Source organism: Nocardioides pelophilus (genome assembly GCF_014180685.1).
Lineage (GTDB): Bacteria > Actinomycetota > Actinomycetes > Propionibacteriales > Nocardioidaceae > Nocardioides > Nocardioides pelophilus.
Window position 1 is genome coordinate 1 of record NZ_JACEHF010000021.1, and the last position, 18,046, is coordinate 18,046.

General features: G+C 72.3%; 18 protein-coding genes and 1 pseudogene. 17 read left to right on the forward strand and 2 right to left on the reverse strand.

All coding sequences use genetic code 11. The annotated features are described in order from the left end of the window. A partial coding sequence (locus tag H0488_RS06420) for a DUF2510 domain-containing protein (protein WP_183098459.1) occupies positions 1–177 on the reverse strand: 177 nt, incomplete at its 3' end. A 135-nt stretch (positions 178–312) separates the two neighbouring features. Here H0488_RS06420 and H0488_RS06425 point away from each other — a divergent pair. The 17 genes and pseudogenes from H0488_RS06425 (at position 313) to H0488_RS06505 (ending at position 15,545) form a co-directional block, all read left to right on the forward strand. Continuing rightward, positions 313–1,025: pseudogene (locus H0488_RS06425) on the forward strand (undecaprenyl diphosphate synthase family protein). A gap of 14 nt (positions 1,026–1,039) precedes the next feature. Continuing rightward, positions 1,040–1,801 (forward strand): siderophore-interacting protein, encoded by a 762-nt coding sequence (locus H0488_RS06430; protein ID WP_183098460.1) that lies wholly within the window; start codon positions 1,040–1,042, stop codon positions 1,799–1,801. Between the two features lie 103 nt (positions 1,802–1,904). Further along, positions 1,905–3,218 carry a serpin family protein gene (locus tag H0488_RS06435; protein ID WP_183098461.1) on the forward strand — a complete coding sequence of 438 codons (1,314 nt, stop codon included), beginning with the start codon at positions 1,905–1,907 and terminating at the stop codon, positions 3,216–3,218. A gap of 167 nt (positions 3,219–3,385) precedes the next feature. Then, positions 3,386–6,904 carry a transcription-repair coupling factor gene (gene mfd, locus H0488_RS06440; RefSeq protein ID WP_183098496.1) on the forward strand — a complete coding sequence of 1,173 codons (3,519 nt, stop codon included), beginning with the start codon at positions 3,386–3,388 and terminating at the stop codon, positions 6,902–6,904. 18 nt (positions 6,905–6,922) lie between these two features. Then, positions 6,923–7,591, forward strand: a complete 669-nt coding sequence (locus H0488_RS06445) for a hypothetical protein (RefSeq protein ID WP_183098462.1) — start codon at positions 6,923–6,925, stop codon at positions 7,589–7,591. Between the two features lie 12 nt (positions 7,592–7,603). Next, positions 7,604–8,431, forward strand: a complete 828-nt coding sequence (locus H0488_RS06450) for a MazG nucleotide pyrophosphohydrolase domain-containing protein (protein WP_183098463.1) — start codon at positions 7,604–7,606, stop codon at positions 8,429–8,431. Between the two features lie 168 nt (positions 8,432–8,599). Beyond that, a complete protein-coding gene (locus H0488_RS06455; protein WP_183098464.1) occupies positions 8,600–9,019 on the forward strand; it encodes a hypothetical protein in 420 nt (139 codons plus the stop codon). 59 nt (positions 9,020–9,078) lie between these two features. Then, positions 9,079–9,981 carry an oxygenase MpaB family protein gene (locus tag H0488_RS06460; RefSeq protein ID WP_183098465.1) on the forward strand — a complete coding sequence of 301 codons (903 nt, stop codon included), beginning with the start codon at positions 9,079–9,081 and terminating at the stop codon, positions 9,979–9,981. A 119-nt stretch (positions 9,982–10,100) separates the two neighbouring features. Further along, positions 10,101–10,415 (forward strand): hypothetical protein, encoded by a 315-nt coding sequence (locus H0488_RS06465; protein ID WP_183098466.1) that lies wholly within the window; start codon positions 10,101–10,103, stop codon positions 10,413–10,415. Positions 10,416–10,515: 100 nt separating this feature from the next. Next, a complete protein-coding gene (locus H0488_RS06470; RefSeq protein ID WP_246371538.1) occupies positions 10,516–11,796 on the forward strand; it encodes a TadA family conjugal transfer-associated ATPase in 1,281 nt (426 codons plus the stop codon). A gap of 1 nt (position 11,797) precedes the next feature. Next, positions 11,798–12,649 carry a type II secretion system F family protein gene (locus H0488_RS06475; protein WP_183098467.1) on the forward strand — a complete coding sequence of 284 codons (852 nt, stop codon included), beginning with the start codon at positions 11,798–11,800 and terminating at the stop codon, positions 12,647–12,649. Further along, positions 12,646–13,581, forward strand: coding sequence for a type II secretion system F family protein (locus H0488_RS06480; RefSeq protein WP_183098468.1), 936 nt, complete (start codon positions 12,646–12,648; stop codon positions 13,579–13,581). The genes H0488_RS06475 and H0488_RS06480 overlap by 4 nt, the downstream gene beginning before the upstream one ends. Before the next feature lie 34 nt (positions 13,582–13,615). Then, positions 13,616–13,801 carry a hypothetical protein gene (locus H0488_RS06485; RefSeq protein WP_183098469.1) on the forward strand — a complete coding sequence of 62 codons (186 nt, stop codon included), beginning with the start codon at positions 13,616–13,618 and terminating at the stop codon, positions 13,799–13,801. Further along, the gene (locus tag H0488_RS06490; RefSeq protein WP_183098470.1) at positions 13,798–14,187 is read left to right on the forward strand and encodes a TadE/TadG family type IV pilus assembly protein; all 390 of its coding nucleotides are present in this window, start codon (positions 13,798–13,800) and stop codon (positions 14,185–14,187) included. Before H0488_RS06485 ends, H0488_RS06490 begins: the two co-directional genes overlap by 4 nt. Continuing rightward, a complete protein-coding gene (locus H0488_RS06495) occupies positions 14,184–14,627 on the forward strand; it encodes a hypothetical protein (RefSeq protein WP_183098471.1) in 444 nt (147 codons plus the stop codon). Before H0488_RS06490 ends, H0488_RS06495 begins: the two co-directional genes overlap by 4 nt. Further along, entirely contained in the window at positions 14,620–15,090 is a 471-nt protein-coding gene (locus H0488_RS06500) for a pilus assembly protein TadG-related protein (protein WP_183098472.1), read from the forward strand. The genes H0488_RS06495 and H0488_RS06500 overlap by 8 nt, the downstream gene beginning before the upstream one ends. Positions 15,091–15,323: 233 nt before the next feature. Further along, entirely contained in the window at positions 15,324–15,545 is a 222-nt protein-coding gene (locus H0488_RS06505; RefSeq protein ID WP_183098473.1) for a hypothetical protein, read from the forward strand. Positions 15,546–15,570: 25 nt separating this feature from the next. Here the strand turns inward: H0488_RS06505 and H0488_RS06510 are convergent, their stop codons facing one another. Further along, positions 15,571–17,847: a putative bifunctional diguanylate cyclase/phosphodiesterase gene (locus H0488_RS06510; protein WP_183098474.1), complete on the reverse strand. Its 2,277-nt coding sequence runs from the start codon at positions 17,845–17,847 to the stop codon at positions 15,571–15,573. Between the last annotated feature and the right edge of the window lie 199 nt (positions 17,848–18,046).

Genomic DNA, 18,046 nt, shown 5'->3' on the forward strand with positions numbered 1-18,046 from the left:
CCCGCCGGCCATGGAGCCGGCGCCGGCGCCGGCGCCGGCGGTCGGCTCCTCCGGCGGGGCGAGCGGAGCGACCGACTGCACGCCGCCGTCGGAGACATGCTCGGTCCACTGGGATCCATCCCAGTAGCGGAGCTCGTGTCGGCCAGTGGGGTCCGGGTGCCAGGCTGCGGCGGTCATCGTCGGTTCCTCTCAGAGTCTGTTCTGCGTCAGGTCGGCGTCAGGTCTGCCTCCCCCGCAGGGCCCATCGTGTCAGTCCCTCCAACCGCGGAGGAAGAACATCGAACCAATCGTTCCAATCGCTACGATCGGTGCGTGGTCGACTGGAAGCGGGGCGTGCGCCGGGTGCTCTATCCCGCGTACGAGCGTCGGGTCCTCCGGAAGATGCCCGACAACCTTCCCAAGCACGTCGGCGTCATGCTCGACGGCAACCGTCGTTGGGCCAAGGCCGTCGGCCGCGACACCGCCCACGGCCACCGCGCGGGCGCGGCCAACATCGAGCCGCTCCTGACCTGGTGCGAGGAGATCGGCATCGAGGTGGTCACGCTGTGGCTGCTGTCGACCGACAACCTCAACCGCCCGCCGCAGGAGCTCGAGCAGCTGCTCGAGATCATCGAGGAGGCTGTCGACAGCCTCGCCGACCAGCGCCGCTGGCGGCTGAACCCGGTCGGCGCGCTCGACCTGCTGCCGGCCGCGNCGTCGCCGTCGGGTACGGCGCCCGCCGCGAGATCGCGGACGCCGTACGGTCCCTTCTCCAGGAGCACGCCGCCAAGGGCACCTCGCTCGAGGAGCTCGCCGGGATCATCGACGTCGAGCACATCGCCGACCACCTCTACACGAAGGGCCAGCCGGACCCGGACCTGGTGATCCGCACCTCCGGCGAGCAGCGGCTGGGTGGCTTCCTGCTCTGGCAGAGCGCGAAGTCGGAGTTCTACTTCTGCGAGGCCTACTGGCCCGACTTCCGCCGGGTCGACTTCCTGCGTGCGATCCGTGCCTACGCCCTCCGCGAGCGCCGGTTCGGGTCGTAGCTACGCTCGACGGCGTGGCCCAACCGATCACCCTCCTGACCGTGACCGCCAGCCAACAGCTGAGCCCCGGCATGGTCCGGCTCCACTTCCGCGGTGACGACCTGTCGGCCTTCGTGGGCGTCGACCACACCGACCGCTACGTCAAGCTGATCTTCGGCGACCCCGCGCTCCTGGAGCAGGGGCAGCGACCCACCATGCGCACCTACACGGTGATCGACCCGGACCCGGTCGAGGGCACGCTCGCGATCGACTTCGTGGTGCACGGCACCGAGGGGATCGCCGGTCCGTGGGCGTCCACCGCGCTGCCGGGCGACACCATCTCGGTGCGCGGCCCGAACGGCGCGTACTCGCCCGACCCGACGGTCGACTGGCATCTCTTCGCCGGCGACGAGGCCGCGATCCCCGCGATCCGGCAGTCGCTGGCGGCACTGCCGGACGACGCCGAGGGATACGTCGTGATCGAGGTCGATGCCGCCACCCACGTCCAGCCCCTCGCCGCGCCCGACCGGCTCGAGGTCACCTGGCTCTACCGGTCCGACCCGGCCCAACCCGGCCTGGCCGAGGCGGTCCGCGCGCTGCCGTGGCGATCGGGGCGGGTGCACGCGTTCGTGCACGGCGAGGCACAGGCGGTCATGCACGAGATCCGGCCCTACCTCTTCCGCGAGCGCGGCGTGCCGCGCAACGACGTCTCGATCTCCGGCTACTGGCGCAAGGGCCGCACCGAGGAGGCCTTCCGCGAGTGGAAGGCCCAGCTCGCGGCCGCCGAGTCCGACTGACCCAGGTCCACCTCGCCGAGTCGGCTCTTGTCGACAAGCGCCGACTCGGCGTCGTAGGACTGCGCGGAGGGAACCTGGGGAGGTCCGACGACGTCACACAGGCATGATCACTCGCAGGGACGCGATCCGCCTTGCCATGCTTGCTGCGCTGGCCCAACCGCTGCTGGCCGCATGTGGCGAGGACGACAACGGGCGAGGAGGTGGTGACGTGACCGAGGGTGGCGAGCTCGATCTGGTCGGCTCTGACGCGGAACGGACGCCCGGCGACCCGGAGGCGATTCCCGACGTGGTCGCAGCGATGCACCGCTTCGCGGGAGGCGTGTACGGCGCCCTGCCGGCCGACGACAACCTGGTGCTCTCGCCGTACTCCATCGCGGTCGCGCTCGGCATGACCCTCGCCGGCGCCGGCGGCACCACCGCCGAGGAGATGCGCACCGTGCTCGGCGCCGACGACCGGTTCCACGCCGGGATCAACGCGCTCTCGTCGTACGTCGAAGGTCTGGCCGGCCGGCAGGAGCGAGCCGACGGCAGCTCGGCCGACGTGGCGCTCGATGCGGCCAACCAGCTGTTCGGGCAGCGCGACGTGGGCTGGGAGCAGGCGTTCCTCGACCTGCTCGCCGAGCAGTACGGCGCCGGCATGCGCACCGTCGACTTCGCGACCGCGTTCGAGGACGCGCGCGAGCTCATCAACACCTGGGTCGAGGAGCAGACCCACGACCGGATCGAGGACCTGATCCCCGAGGGCGTGCTGGATGCGATGACCAGGCTGGTGCTCGTCAACGCGATCTACCTGAAGGCGCCGTGGGAAGTGCCGTTCGAGAAGCAGCTGACCGCGCCCGGGCAGTTCCACCTCGCTGACGGCAGCGCCGTCGAGGTCGACCTCATGAGCGGCCCGGAGGTCGACGGCCGGCTGTCGAGCGGGGACGGCTGGCGGGCGGCCCGGCTGCTGTACGCCGGTCGCCGGTTGGCGATGACCATCGTGCTGCCCGACGAGGGGCGGCTCGCCGCCGTCGAGGAGCTGGTCGCGGCCGGCGGGCTGCCGGACCTCGTGGCCGACGGCCGCAGCACCAAGCTCGACGTACGGCTGCCGAGGTGGAGCTACCGCACCAGCGCCGCGCTCGCAGACCCGCTCAAGGAGCTCGGCATGCCGACCGCGTTCGACCCGGTGGCCGCCGACTTCCGGCCGATGACCGACGAGGACCTCGACCTCTCGATCGCGGCCGTGCTCCACCAGGGCTTCATCGCCGTCGACGAGGAGGGCACGGAGGCCGCCGCGGCGACGGCCGTCGTGGCGCACCTGACCTCGCTGCCGCAGACCGAGCCGTTCCACGTCGACCGGCCGTTCCTCTACGTCATCCACGACGTCGAGCACGGCACGCCGCTCTTCCTCGGGCGGGTGCTCGACCCCACGGCGTGAGCGCTGTCGTCGGCCCCGGGTAGCCTCGTACGCCGTACCCCCGGTGCTGTGTGCACCGGGGGCAATCGTGCTGTCCCTCGCCTGGAAGTGAGGCCCCCTGCCCCGTGACTACCGTCCTCGCCGGCCTTGCCGACGTCGTCCTCGCCGATCCCGGGCTCGCGGCCGCGATGGCCGATGCAGCCGACGGTCGCGTCGCCACCCACGAGCTGACCGGCCCGGAGCCGCTGCGACCGTTCCTGGTGACGGGTCTGGCCCGCGCCGGGCGGCCGGTGCTCGCGGTCACGGCCACGACCCGCGAGGCCGAGCAGCTGGTGGCCGAGCTGGGAGACCTGCTGGACCCCGAGACGATCGGCTACTACCCGAGCTGGGAGACCCTCCCGCACGAACGGCTGAGCCCCGGCAGCGACACCGTCGGGCGCCGGCTGGCGGTGCTGCGACGGCTGTGCCACCCGGGCAGCGAGTCCGGCACAGGCCCCTTGTCGGTCGTGGTGGCCCCGGTGCGGTCGATCCTGCAGCCCCAGGTCAAGGGCCTGGGCGACCTGACGCCCGTCGAGCTCGCCGCTGGCGAGGCGGCCGACCTCGAGGAGGTGGTCGCCGGTCTGGTGGGTGCGGCGTACTCCCGGGTCGACCTGGTCGAGCGGCGCGGCGAGTTCGCGGTGCGCGGCGGCATCGTCGACGTCTTCCCGCCGACCGAAGAACACCCGCTGCGGGTGGAGTTCTGGGGCGACGAGGTCGAGGAGATCCGGTCGTTCGCAGTCGCCGACCAGCGGACCATCAAGACCCAGGAGCGGCTGTGGGCGCCGCCGTGCCGCGAGCTGCTGCTCACCGACGAGGTGCGCGCCCGCGCCGCCGACCTGGGCCGCGACCATCCCGAGCTGCGCGAGATCACCGACAAGCTGGCCGAGGGCATCGCGGTCGAGGGCATGGAGGCGCTGATCCCGGCGCTCGTCGACGAGCTCGAGCTGCTCGTCGACCTGATGCCCGACGACACCCAGGTGCTGGTGCTCGACCCGGAGCGCGCCCGCGCCCGTGCCCACGACCTGGTGGCGACCAGCGAGGAGTTCCTGGTCGCCTCCTGGGCAGCAGCCGCGGGCGGCGGCCAGGCCCCGATCGACCTGCAGGCGGCGTCGTACCGCGAGCTGGCCGACGTCCGTTCCCACGCCCTCGGCCGCGACCAGTCCTGGTGGACGTTCTCCCCGTTCGGCCTCGGGGAGGCCGACGTACCTGAACTTTCGGCCCCGAATTCGGACCAATCAGGGCCGGAAGTTCAGGTACGACGCATCGCGGCGCGCGCCACCGAGCCCTACCGGGGTGATGTCGAGAAGGCGTTCGCCGACATCGCGCGGTGGCGGGCCGACGGACACACGGTGGTGGTCGTCCACTCCGGTCACGGCCCGGCGCAGCGGATGGTCGAGGCGCTGGGGGAGCGCGACGTCCCGGGACGGCTGGTCGACGACCTGCCGGCCGGCAGCGCGCCGGACCCCGACGTGGTCACCGTGACCTGCGGCAACCTGGCCCACGGGCTCGCCATGGACACGGCCGACGCCGCACGGCTGGTGCTCCTGACCGGCGAGGACATCGTCGGCCAGAAGGCCTCGACCCGCGACATGCGCGCGATGCCGACCCGCCGCAAGCGACAGATCGACCCGCTCGAGCTCAAGGCCGGCGACTACGTCGTCCACGAGCAGCACGGCGTCGGGCGCTTCGTGGAGATGAAGCAGCGCGAGGTCCACGGTGCGACGAGGGAGTACCTCGTCCTCGAGTACGGCGCGAGCAAGCGGGGCGCGCCACCCGACCGGTTGTTCGTGCCCGCCGACACCCTCGACCAGGTCACCAGGTACGTCGGTGGCGAGCAGCCCAGCCTCGACCGGCTCGGCGGTGGCGACTGGACCAAGCGCAAGAACCGCGCCCGCAAGGCGGTCCGCGAGATCGCGGCCGAGCTGATCAAGCTGTACGCCGCACGCCAGGCCACGAAGGGCCACGCGTTCGGGCCGGACAGCCCGTGGCAGCGCGAGCTCGAGGACGCGTTCCCGTTCCACGAGACGCCCGACCAGCTCACGACCGTCGACGAGGTCAAGGGCGACATGGAGCGCACCGTCCCGATGGACCGACTGGTCTGCGGCGACGTCGGCTATGGCAAGACCGAGATCGCCGTCCGCGCGGCGTTCAAGGCGGTGCAGGACGGCAAGCAGGTCGCCGTGCTGGTGCCGACCACGCTGCTGGTGAGCCAGCACCTGTCGACGTTCACCGAGCGGATGAGCGGCTTCCCGCTGAAGATCCGGGCGCTCAGCCGCTTCCAGACCGACAAGGAGGCGGCCGAGGTCGCCGAGGGCATGCTCGACGGCACCGTCGACATCGTCGTCGGCACCCACCGCCTGCTCAACCCGGACATCCGGTTCAAGGACCTCGGGCTGATCATCGTCGACGAGGAGCAGCGGTTCGGCGTCGAGCACAAGGAGCAGATGAAGCGGATGCGCACGTCGGTCGACGTGCTCAGCATGAGCGCCACGCCGATCCCGCGGACGCTCGAGATGGCGATCACCGGCATCCGCGAGATGTCGACGATCACCACCCCGCCGGAGGAGCGACACCCGGTGCTCACCTACGTCGGCGGCTACGAGGACCGGCAGGTCGTCGCCGCCGTACGCCGCGAGCTGCTGCGCGACGGCCAGGTCTTCTACATCCACAACCGGGTGCAGTCGATCGATAAGGCGGCCGCCAAGCTGCGCGAGCTGGTGCCGGAGGCGCGGGTCGCCACCGCCCACGGCCAGATGGGGGAGCACCAGCTGGAGCAGGTGATGCTCGACTTCTGGGAGAAGCGGTTCGACGTCCTGGTGTGCACCACCATCGTCGAGTCCGGTCTCGACGTGTCCAACGCCAACACGATGATCATCGAGCGCGCCGACACCCTGGGCCTGAGCCAGCTGCACCAGCTGCGCGGCCGGGTCGGCCGGAGCCGGGAGCGGGCCTACGCCTACTTCCTCTACCCGACCGAGAAGCCCCTCACCGAGACCGCGCACGAGCGGTTGGCGACGCTGGCCCAGCACTCCGACCTGGGCGGCGGCATGGCGATCGCGATGAAGGACCTCGAGATCCGCGGCGCCGGCAACCTGCTCGGGGGCGAGCAGTCCGGACACATCGCCGACGTCGGCTTCGACCTCTACGTCCGGCTCGTGGGCGAGGCGGTGCGCGACTTCCGCGACGACGAGGGCCCCGAGCAGCTCGACGAGATCCGGATCGAGCTCCCGATCGACGCCCACCTGCCCCACGACTACATCCCGAGCGAGCGGCTCCGACTGGAGATGTACCGACGGTTGGCCGAGGTCCGCTCCGACGCCGACGTCGACGAGATCAACGAAGAGCTCCTCGACCGGTACGGCGAACCGCCGATGCCCGTCGTCGCGCTGATGCTGGTCGCGCGGTTCCGGGCCCGCGCACGCCAGGCGGGGCTCAAGGAGATCACCACCATGGGCAAGAACCTCAGGTTCGCGCCGGTCGTCCTTCCGGACTCGCGGGTGGTCCGGCTGGGGCGGCTCTACCCCAAGTCGATCGTCAAGTCGCAGGTCGACACCCTGCTCGTCCCGCGTCCCGGCACTCCGGGGGCCACCGGGCGCCCGATCGAAGGCGTCGCCCTGCTTGAATGGGCCCGCGGTGTGATCGACGCCGTGATCGACCCGACGAGTTGAGTAGATGGGGAGTCGAGTGTGAACAAGGTCGGACGGACCCTGTCGGCCACCGCGGTGACGCTCGGTCTGGCCGTGGCGGCCACCGGTTGCGCCAACACCGTCATCGGTGCCGACGGACCGCACCCGGGCCTCGCAGCGCAGGTCGAGGACGCCGAGATCACGCTCGACGACCTGACCGCGGTCACCGACGGGCTGTGCACGCTCCAGGCGGCCGACCCGAACGCGTCGGCGACCAGCCGTGAGTTCGCGCAGGCGCAGATCCTCCAGGCGTGGGTGTCCTCGCTGCTGGAGGCGGAGTTCGCCGAGGACCGCGACGTCGACGTGAACGCGCCCGACGCCGGTCTCGAGCTCGCGCCCGGCTGGGACGACGTCGACGAGGACGACCGCGACCCGCTCCGGGCCTACGTCGACGCCTTCGTCTACTCCTCAGCGCTCGCCGAGGCGCTCGAGGGGGAGGCCCCCGACCCCGGCGACTACGACATCACGATCAACCCGCGGTTCGACGTACGGCTCGACGGCGCCGAGTTCGTCCCGGCCGGCGGCCAGCTGTCGGTCCCGGTGAGCGACGAGGCCGCGCTCGATGACGCTGCTCCGACGGCGGAGACGCTCCAGGACCTCCCGGACGACGAGATCTGCGGACAGCGTCCGGACCCGGAGGCCGCGCCGCCCCCGATCCCCGTGGGCTGACCCGACGCGGTCATGGAGACGCCTGCCGACGACGCGCTCGCCGAGTTCGTCGCGGTCATGCGACGGCTGCGGGCGGAGTGCCCGTGGAAGCAGGAGCAGACCCACCGGTCACTCGCGCGCTACCTGCTCGAGGAGACGCACGAGACGCTCGAGGCCATCGACATCGGTGACCGCACCGGTGACTGGGCCCACCTTCGCGAGGAGCTCGGCGACCTGCTCCTCCAGGTCGTCTTCCACGCCGTGATCGCCGAGCAGGCGGGGGAGTTCGACCTCGGTGACGTCGCCCGCGACATCACCGCCAAGATGCGGCGCCGCAACCCGCACGTCTACGGACCCGACGCCGGCTCGGCCGACACGCCGCCCGATGCGGCCTCGGTCACCGAGGTCTGGGAGTCGATCAAGGCGACGGAGAAGAAGCGCGACCGGATCACCGACGGACTGCCGCCAGGGCTGCCCGCGCTGTTGTACGCCGACAAGGTGCTCGACCGGCTGGGCCGGGCTGACTCCGAGGCCTTGGTTTCGAGGCTCGCTTCGCTCGCACCTCAACCAGCGGCGAGAGAGCCGGTCGTGCCTCGGCCAGCGGCGAGAGAGCCGGTCGCGCCTCGGCCAGCGGCGAGCGAGCCGGTCGTGCCTGGATCAGCGGCGAGTGAGCCGGTCGCGCCTCGGCCAGCGGCGAGTGAGCCGGTCGTGCCTGGATCAGCGGCGAGCGAGCCGGTCGCGCCTCGATCAGCGGCGAGCGACGTGATCGGGGACCGTCTGCTCGCGGTCGTCGCCGAGGCCCGCGCGAGCGGCGTCGACCCGGAGCAGGCGCTGCGCGACGCCGTACGACGTCTGCTCTGAACCCGGCCGCCGGCGACGGAATTTGTCCGAGCGGACTCCGGATTCTCCTGCGCCGTCGAACCGCGTCCAGGACGATCGGGAGCGACCAGCCGTGACGGCTCGGGCCCCGTGCCGAGGGGTCGCGCGTCCCCACAACGCGCGGCCCCTCACCCGGTGCACAATGCCTCCGTGGACATCGCCCTGGTGGTCGCCCTCGTCGTCGTCGGGGGCGCGTCGATCATCGCGACCATCGTGGTCGCCATCTGGGCGTTCCGGCGCCACGCCCAGAACGCCGGCGCCGACGTCCGGGCCTCGTTCCCGGACGCGGTGGTCGGACCGGAGCTCGGCCAGTACCGCGGCGGCACCGGTTCGTTCCCCAGCACCCGCAACACCAGCTGGATCGTGCTGACGCCGCACGCGCTCGCCGTCCGCCCTCTCCTCGGCAAGGCGATCTCGTTGCCGGTCGCCGACGTCACCGGCACCCGGATGCAGCGGGGGTTCAAGGGGCAGTGGAACGGCCAGCCCGTGCTCGTCGTCGAGACCACGCGCGGCGAGATCGGCCTGACGGTCGAGAGCCCCGCCCAGTGGGAGGCCGCGCTCGCGCGCTGAACCTTGCGGCCGGGGCGCGGCGTGACCGACCGATGGGGTGCTGGCCCATACTCGGTGACATGACCGGCTACTTCCCGAAGAGCTCGATGGCCTATCGGGTTCTCAACCAGCGGGCGGTGTCGCTGACCTACGGTCAGCGGGCGCTGACCATCGGGGCGACCCATCCGCGGCTGTTCCAGGGGACGGCGCAGAGCACGATGAGCCGCGACCTCCCGTTCACCCGGCTGGCGCTGACGGCGCGGCTGTTCGAGACCGTGTTCCTCGGCACCAAGGCCGAGGCGGACCGGGCGCTCGCCTTCACCCGCAAGCGGCACGACACGGTCAACGGCACGATCGAGGAGTCCGCCGGCCCGCGACACCCGGCCGGGGCGCCGTACGACGCCTACGACCCGGGGCTGATGTGGTGGACGGCCGCCTTCACGCTCGATGCGGTCGAGGTGCAGCACGACCGCCTGGTCCGGCGGCTCAAGGACCGCGAGCGGCAGGCGCTCTTCGAGGACTTCGTGACCTGGGCCGAGCTGTTCGGGATGCCGAGCTCCGCCGCGCCGCGCGACTACGCCGACTTCCGGGCCCGGTTCGACGGCTTCCTCGCCTCGGACGAGCCCTACGTCACCGAGGAGGCCAAGCTGGTCGGCCAGTACCTCTCCGGCGGCAAGGTCCCCAACCCCGCTCCGCTGCCGGTCCGCCCGGTCTTCTCCACGTTGCACACGATCGTGATCGGCGGCCTGCCGCCGAAGGTCCGCGACCTGTTCGAGCTCGAGTGGTCGCTGATCGACGAGGCGCGCTACCAGGCGATCACGCTCGCGAGCCGCACGGCGCACCAGCGGCTGCCGTTCTTCAGCGCGTCGCCGCTGATGCGCGGCCCGGCCCGGGAGTTCTACAAGGTCGTCGCCCGCGGCGAGCAGCGGGTCGTGCGCCACGGCCGGGTGAGCATGCCGGGGGTCTCGGACCGCGCTTCCTAGGCTCCGCAAGGCGCCCGCGAGATCGCCCCGCGAGATCGAAGGCGGGTTTCGCTCACGTCGGCGCACCGGCCTGCCGATGGGGTGGCCATGAACTGTCCTGTGCGCGACGGAGGCGCGCGATGACGGGCGCCCTGATCGTCACGGCCATGGTGGCGGCCGCGCTCGTGCTCCTCGCCCGCGAGGAGGCGGTCCTGCGTGGCAACGGCGACCGGCTGTGGCGCTCGTTGGGCGACCTCGGTTCGACCATCGCCCACGCGCCCGCGCGGATCCTGCATCCCGTCGGCCACTCCGCTGACCAGTGGGCCGACGAGTGGGACGACGAGTGGGATGACCACGGGGTCGACCGCGGGGTCGACCGCGTTGCTGACAGTGGGGACGAGGTCGACGCCGCGGCGGACGAGCCTGCCGCGCGCGACACCGACGCGGAGGCCTGAGACCGGCTCTCCACAGCCGCCGCGGAACGACTCTCGCCAAGGCCAGGCGGGTTCCTCTACTGTTCGGGAGCCGCCGGATCTCATTCTCGGGAGAGTCGCCATGGCCATGCTGCAGCCCGCCCAGCCGCCGCCCGTTGCGGTGCTGCGCACGCAGGACGACGTCGTCGGCCACCTCGACGAGGCGCTCCGCGCCGCCGTACGCCGTGACGGGCTCGACCCGCAGCGCGAGGTGGCCGCCGTACGCCGGCTCGCCGAGACCCTGGTCCGCGAGCACGACGACCGCAGCCTCACCGGCGTCGTCGCGCCGGTCGCCGACGCCGACGGCGTGGTCGCCGACCTGGTCGCCCGGGTCTCGGGCTTCGGCCCGCTGCAGCCGCTGCTCGACGACCCGACCGTCGAGGAGGTGTGGATCAACAGCCCCGACCGGGTGTTCGTCGCGCGCAACGGTCGCCACGAGCTGACCAACCTGATGCTGACCGATGCCCAGGTGTCCGAGCTGGTCGAGCGGATGCTCAAGACCACCGGCCGCCGGGTCGACCTGAGCCGCCCTTTCGTCGACGCCATGCTCCCGCAGGGCCACCGCCTCCACGTGGTCCTGCACGGCATCAGCCGCGGCTTCTCGGCCGTCAACATCCGCAAGTTCGTGGTGCGGGCGTCGCGGCTCTCGGAGCTGGTCGACCTGCAGAGCCTCACCCCGTCGGCGGCGCTCTTCCTCGAGGCCTCGATCCGGGCGGGCCTCAACGTCTTGGTCAGCGGCGGCACCCAGGCCGGCAAGACCACGATGCTCAACTGCCTGGCGGCGGCGATCCCGGGCGGAGAGCGGGTGATCTCGGTCGAGGAGGTCTTCGAGATCCGGTTCCCGCACCCCGACTGGGTCGCGCTGCAGACCCGCCAGGTCGGCCTCGAGGGCACCGGCGAGATCCGGCTGCGCGACCTGATCAAGGAGTCGCTGCGGATGCGGCCGAGCCGGATCATCGTCGGCGAGGTCCGGGCCGAGGAGGCGCTCGACCTGCTCCTGGCGCTCAACAGCGGGCTGCCGGGGCTGTGCACCATCCACGCCAACAGCGCTCGAGAGGCGCTCACCAAGGCGTGCACGCTCCCGCTGCTGGCGGGCGAGAACATCTCCGCCCGGTTCGTCGTGCCGACGGTTGCGTCGTCCGTCGACCTGGTCGTCCACCTCGAGGTCGACCACCGCGGGACCCGCCGGGTCACCGAGATCGTCGCCGTGCCCGGACGGATCGAGCAGGACATCATCGAGACCGAGCCCGTCTTCGAGCTCCGTGACGGCCGGTTGCGACGGGGGATCGGGATGCCGCCGAGAGTCGCGCAGTACGAACGGGTCGGCGTCGACGTACGCCGGCTCCTGCAGGAAGCCGAGTGACGTGGGCGCGCTCGTCGGTCTCGGGGTCGGGCTCGGCGCCCTCCTGATCTGGTCGGCGTTCGCGACGCCGCGCGCTCCGGCGCCGGCGTCGTCACCCGGCCGGCTCGAGCGGATGCTGGCAGAAGCAGGCATGAGCGGGGTCTCGCCCCGCTCGATGCTGCTGCTGTGCGGCGCGACGGGCGTCGGCGCCTGCGCGGTGGTGCTGGCCATCTCGCGTACGGCGCCGCTGGCGATCGTCGTCGGGGCGCTGGCGGCGTACCTCCCGATCGCGGTGGTGTCCGGTCGTGGGCGGCGCCGGCGCCGGGAGTTCGCCGAGGTGTGGCCGGAGGCGGTCGACGACCTCGCGTCCGCCGTACGCGCGGGCATGTCGCTCCCGGATGCGGTGGCGGCGCTCGCGGTGCGCGGTCCGGAGCCGCTCCGACCGGCGTTCGATGCGTTCGCCCTCGACTACCAGGTGTCCGGACGGTTCGGCGACTGCCTGGACCGGTTGAAGGCGCGGCTCGCCGACCCGGTCGGCGATCGCGTGGTCGAGGGGCTGCGGGTCGCCCGCGAGGTCGGCGGCGGCGAGCTCGGGCGCCTGCTGCGCAACCTGTCCGCCTACCTGCGCGACGACCTGCGCACCCGCTCCGAGCTCGAGGCGCGGCAGTCCTGGACCGTCAACGGCGCCCGGCTCGCGGTCGCCGCGCCGTGGCTGGTGCTGCTCCTGATGTCGTTCCAGACCGAGGTGATCACCCGCTACCGGTCCGCCACCGGGGCGATCGTGCTGGTGTGCGGCGCCGCCGCGTGCGTGTTCGCGTACCGCGTGATGATGCGGATCGGCCGGCTTCCCACCGAGCGGCGGATCCTGTCGTGACCGCCGCGGTCTGGGGCGGGGTGCTCGGCGGCACGGCAGCGGTCGGGCTGGCCCTGGTGGTGGCCCGCGTGCTGGTCCTGCGCCGGCCGCAGCTCGAGGCCCGGGTGCTGCCCTACGTGCGCGACCTGACGACGTCGTACCCCGGTCACTCCTCTGCTCCCGACGCTCCTCGCTCCGCGCTGGTCGCGCTGCTGGCTCCGCTGCTGCGGTCCGCTGCCGACGTGGTCGAGCGGGTGCTGGGCGGCGCGCCCTCGGTGCGCCGTCGCCTGTCCCGGGCCGGCCTCGACCAGACCCTGCACGACTTCCGGGTGGAGCAGGTGCTGTGGGGACTGACCGGCTTCGCCCTGACCGCTGCGTACGGCGTCCTCAGCGCGGTCGCGAATCCCGGCAACCCGCTGCCCCTGGTCCTGCTCTGTGCGGCCGGCTTCGGGTCGGGGGTGCTCGCCCGCGACCAGCACCTGACCGCCCAGGTGCGCAAGCGCGAACGCGCGATCGTCGCCGAGTTCCCGACCATCGCCGAGCTGCTGGCGCTCGCTGTCGCGGCGGGGGAGGGGCCGGTGTCGGCGCTCGACCGGGTCGTCCGCCGGTCGCAGGGAGCGCTGTCGACCGACCTCGGCGCCGTGCTCGCGAGGATCCGCACCGGGGAGCCGGTCGCCGACGCGTTCGACCGGCTGGCAGCGACCACCGGCGTGCCGATCGTCGCCCGCTTCGCGCACGGGGTCGCGGTCGCCGTCGAGCGCGGCACCCCGCTCACCGAGGTGCTGCACGCGCAGGCCGGCGACGTCCGCGAAGCCGGTCGGCGCGAGCTCATCGAGCAGGCCTCGCGGCGGGAGATCCTGATGATGGTGCCCGTCGTCTTCATCGTGCTCCCGGTGACCGTGCTCTTCGCCTTCTGGCCCGGACTGATCGGCCTGTCGCTGACGGCCCCCTGACCCCACCGCTGATTCCGCTCGGGAAGGAACTCTCATGGACCCACTCCTCCACCTCTGGGTGTGGTGCTCGGTGCGGCTGCAGCCGCGTGACGACCGGGGCGACGTGCCCGGTTGGGTGCTCGTGACGGTGATGTCGGTCGGCATCGTCGGCGTCATCTGGGCAGTCGCCGAGGACCAGCTCGGCCGGATGCTGCGCAACGCACTCGGCTCGGTGCAATGACCCGACCCGCGCGGCCACAGCGCGGGGCGGCCGGCGTCGACTTCGTGCTGGTGGTCGTCGTGCTGACGCCGTTGGTGGTCGGCCTGCTGCAGGTCGCGCTGGTGCTCCACGTCCGGGCCACGTTGGCGGCGGCGGCCTCGGAGGGCGCCCGCTATGCCGCAACGGCCGATCGCGGACCGGCCGACGGTGTCGCGCGCACCCGGTCCCAGATCGCCGACGCGATCGCGGGCAGGTTCGCGGAGCAGGTGTCGGTCGCGCAGGCGTCGGTGGACGGGCTGCCGGGCGTCGTCATCACCGTCACCGCCGAGGTGCCGGCGCTCGGGCTCGCCGGCCCCGGCGTGCGGTTCTCGGTGTCCGGTCGGGCTGTGGAGGAGGCCCCGGGGTGACCCGCCGGGACGACCGCGGCAGCGCGATCGTCGAGCTGGTCTGGCTCGGGATCCTGCTGCTCGTGCCGTTGCTCTGGATCGTGCTGTCGGTCTCCCAGGTGCAGCAGGGTGCGTTCGGCGTGACCGCGGCCGCCCGGGCTGCCGGACGGGCCTACGCCCTGGCGCCCGACGACGCGTCCGGACACCGGGCCGCCGAGGACGTCGCCCGCCGCGCGCTCGCCGACCAGGGCCTCGCCGACGCGCCGTTGCAGGTGACCGTCACGTGCACGCCGTACCCCCACGACTGCCACAACGGCACCTCGGTGATCACCGTCAGGATCCGCTCCAGCGTCGAGCTGCCGCTGCTGCCGGACGTGCTCGGCGGCGGCGAGCCCCGCTTCGCGCTGAGCGCCACGCACACGGTGCCGATCGGCCGCTACCAGGAGGTCGGCGGTGACTGACCGCGGAGCCGGCCGCAGAGCTGACCGGCGCCGCGACGAGCGCGGCCAGACGAGCGTGATCATCATCGGCTTCGCCGTCGTCGTCCTGCTGCTGGTCGTGGTCGTCGTCGACGCCGGCGCGGCCTACCTGAAGCGGCAGAGCCTTGACTCGCTCGCCGACGGCGCCGCCCTGTACGCCGCCGACGCCGCGGCCGAGGGCGGCGAGGCCTACCGCGGCGGGCTCGGTGAGCGCGACCTGCACCTGAGCGCCGACGTCGCCCGTGCCGCCGTGCGCGCCTACCTCCGCGCCGGCGGTGCGTACGACGCGCACCCCGGCCTGCGCGTCTCCGTCGACGTCCGCGCCGACGCGGTCCTGGTCGAGATCGTCGCTCCGGTCGACCTGCCGCTCACGCTGCCCGGCGGCCCCGAGCGACCGACCGTGAGGGCGACGGGCTCGGCCGTCGTACGGCCGGAGGTGAGGTAGGACAGCCCAGCCCTAAAGGGGCGCTCCACCGGCACCTGATGCCAGCGGAGCGCACCTTGGAGAGGAACGTGTCGGTTTCGGCGCTGGTGGCCGGGTGGGCGCTTCGAGCGGGGGGATGCGCCCTCCTGAGCCGAACCGGGGACGCGGGGGCGCTCGCGCACTATCGTGTTGAGGTGGACTCGGGAGGGGTCCCCGTGCCCTTCGGGCACGACGCAACACCTGGAGGGACTCACATGAGCATGCAACGACGGATCACCCGGTCGATCGCAGTGGTCGCGTTCGGCCTCGCATCGCTGACCGCGACCGGTGCGCACGCAGCCGACGCCGACGTCGCCTCGTCCACCACGGTCGAGCAGCAGCGGGTCGTCGACGACGGCCGCACCAAGGAGGAGCGGGTCGACCCGACGCGCACCAAGGAGGAGCGGGACGCAGCCCTCCGCACCAAGGAGGAGTGAGCCGACCCCGCGCGGCCGGAAGCGCCTAGGAGACCGGGGCGAGCCCGGCTGCTGCCCGGTCGTCGCGCACCGCCGCCAGCAGACCGGGCAGGGGCATCGGACGGTAGAGCAGGTAGCCCTGCACGTACTGGGCGTCGGTGTGCTCGCGGAGCACGTCCAGCTGGGTCTGGCGCTCGATCCCCTCGACCACCACCTCCAGTCCGAGGGACTGGCCGATGAGGGTGACCGATCGGAGCAGCGCCTTCGACCGCTCGTCGGCGTCGATGAACTGCGACAGCGACGCGTCGACCTTGATGACGTGGACCGGCAGGTCGGCGAGATAGCTGATGGAGGAGAACCCGACCCCGAAGTCGTCGATGGCGAACCGGACGCCCAGGGACGAGATCTCCCGCATCCGCTCGAGCACCACCGTGTCGAGGTCGATGCCCTGGCGTTCGGTGATCTCCAGGGTCAGCTCGCTGCCACCCATCGCCTTCACCGTCGCCGCGACGCTGTCCACGAAGCCGGGCGAGCGGAGCTGTCGGGCGGAGATGTTGACCGCGATCCCGACCGAGCTGCCGGCCAGTGCGCGGAGCGCCGCGGCGTCGGCTGCGACCTTGGCGAGGATGACCTCGCCCAGCTCGACGATCAGCCCCGAGTCCTCCGCGATGCCGATGAACAGCTCCGGTGACACCGGGGAGCCGTTGTGGCGCCAGCGGGCGAGGGCCTCGGCGCCGACGATCCTTCCCGTGCCCGTGGCCACGATCGGCTGGTAGGCCACCTCGATCTCGCGGTTGGCGACCGCACGTCTCAGGTCGTCGGCCATGATCAGGCGATCGAGCCGCGAGCGACCGATCGAGTCCTCGTAGACGACGACCGCACCCTTGCCGCGCGCCTTGGCTTCGTACATGGCCAGGTCGGCCTTGCGCAGCAGGGACTCGGCGTTGTCGTCCGCCCCACCCCACGCGATGCCCGCGCTGGCGCTCAGGCGGAGCAGCTGTCCGGTCACGGCGACCCCCTGCTCCAGCGCGCTGAGGATCCGCTCCCAGACGAGCTCGACCACCACGGCGTCGGCGTCCTCGAACAGCACCGCGAACTCGTCACCGCCGAGGCGGGCGACCGTGTCGGCCTCGCGCACGCACGACTGCAGCCGGCTGGCCAGCCCGACCAGCACCGCGTCGCCGGCGGCGTGGCCGTAGCGGTCGTTCACGGGCTTGAACCCGTCGAGGTCGATGAAGAGCAGCGCGACGCGCGAGCCGTGCCGACGGGCGAGGGTCTGGGCGTGGGTCAGGCGGTCCAGCAGGATGCCGCGGTTGGGCAGGTCGGTCAGGGGGTCGTGCCGGGCGAGGTGCACCGTCTCCTCGGTCAGGGCGAGCCGCGCGAACGCGTCGGACGCGACGGCTGCCAACGCCTTCAGCGCCTCCTCGTCCGCCGCGATCGTCGAGCGCGCGCGCTCCATCGCCCTGGCCACCAACCAGTGCGTCGCGTCACCGTCGTTGACCTCCGCGCCGATCTCCAAGCGGCCCGGCGGCGTCGAGCGGAGGGCCACCCGCTTGAGGTGCAACAGCTCGCGGGAGTCGTCGATCAGCGCCTCCAGGACCGCCTCGCGGTCGGGCAGTGTCTGCGCCCGCACCGCGGCCGCGAACAGGACCGTCAGCCGACGCGCGTTCTCGCGGCCCCGGGTCACCGCGCGGGTGGCGATCAGCAGCGTCACCAGCGGTACGGCGAGGAGGATGAGCGTCCACGCCGGCTCGGACCGGTACACCACCGCAGCGAGGTAGCCGAGGGTGTCGAAGGGGACGAAGCAGGCGACCGCGAGCAGCGTGCCCCGCTGCCACAGGTGACGCCGTACGCCGGTGCCGGAGTCGATCGCCACCGACACGGCCGAGGTCACGTAGTCGGTCGCGAAGTAGGCCACCGCTGCGAGCATCACCGCGACGAGCTCGCGCGGCGTGCCGGTGCCGTCGCCGCGGACCAGGAGCAGGACTCCCTCGGCCACTGCGCCCGCCGTGATGCCGACGCCGATGTTGAACGCCTTCGACGTCCACCGCTTGCTGGTCGTCAGCTGGGTGACCAGCACGCCGAGCGACCAGATGAACAGTGCGACCTCGGGGTCGAGGGTGCACAGCAGGAACATCAGGATGCTCGAGTCGAAGCCGACCTCGATGCCACCGTCGCGGTTGTCGACGACCATCGGGAACCGGGCGACGACCACGATCAGCGGGACGCCGAGCAGCACCGGCAGCGAGAACGACAGCCCGTCCGGGTGCACGCCGGCGAGGGTGACCGCGAACAGGGTGAGGCCGACACAGCACACAGCCATGTCGAACAACCACCCGGCGGACGTCCGCAGGTGCGCTGGAACTCTGGGCATTTCGACACTTCCCCGGGCGAGGTCGATTGACTGCCTCAGTCTCATGCCCGGAACGGGCGTTTGAGGGCTATCGCTCCATTTTGCACCGGTCGGCGCGTCGGCCTAGCCCTTCAGGACTAGACCACCAGCCGACGGACCGTGCGCGACG

Coding starts and splice junctions, on each gene's coding strand:
- H0488_RS06435 (WP_183098461.1), top strand. CDS start 1,905: ATGATCACTCGCAGGGACGCGATCCGCCTTGCCATGCTTGCTGCGCTG.
- mfd (WP_183098496.1), top strand. CDS start 3,386: ATGGCCGATGCAGCCGACGGTCGCGTCGCCACCCACGAGCTGACCGGC.
- H0488_RS06450 (WP_183098463.1), top strand. CDS start 7,604: ATGGAGACGCCTGCCGACGACGCGCTCGCCGAGTTCGTCGCGGTCATG.
- H0488_RS06460 (WP_183098465.1), top strand. CDS start 9,079: ATGACCGGCTACTTCCCGAAGAGCTCGATGGCCTATCGGGTTCTCAAC.
- H0488_RS06465 (WP_183098466.1), top strand. CDS start 10,101: ATGACGGGCGCCCTGATCGTCACGGCCATGGTGGCGGCCGCGCTCGTG.
- H0488_RS06470 (WP_246371538.1), top strand. CDS start 10,516: ATGGCCATGCTGCAGCCCGCCCAGCCGCCGCCCGTTGCGGTGCTGCGC.
- H0488_RS06485 (WP_183098469.1), top strand. CDS start 13,616: ATGGACCCACTCCTCCACCTCTGGGTGTGGTGCTCGGTGCGGCTGCAG.
- H0488_RS06490 (WP_183098470.1), top strand. CDS start 13,798: ATGACCCGACCCGCGCGGCCACAGCGCGGGGCGGCCGGCGTCGACTTC.
- H0488_RS06505 (WP_183098473.1), top strand. CDS start 15,324: ATGAGCATGCAACGACGGATCACCCGGTCGATCGCAGTGGTCGCGTTC.
- H0488_RS06510 (WP_183098474.1), bottom strand. CDS start 17,847: ATGGCTGTGTGCTGTGTCGGCCTCACCCTGTTCGCGGTCACCCTCGCC.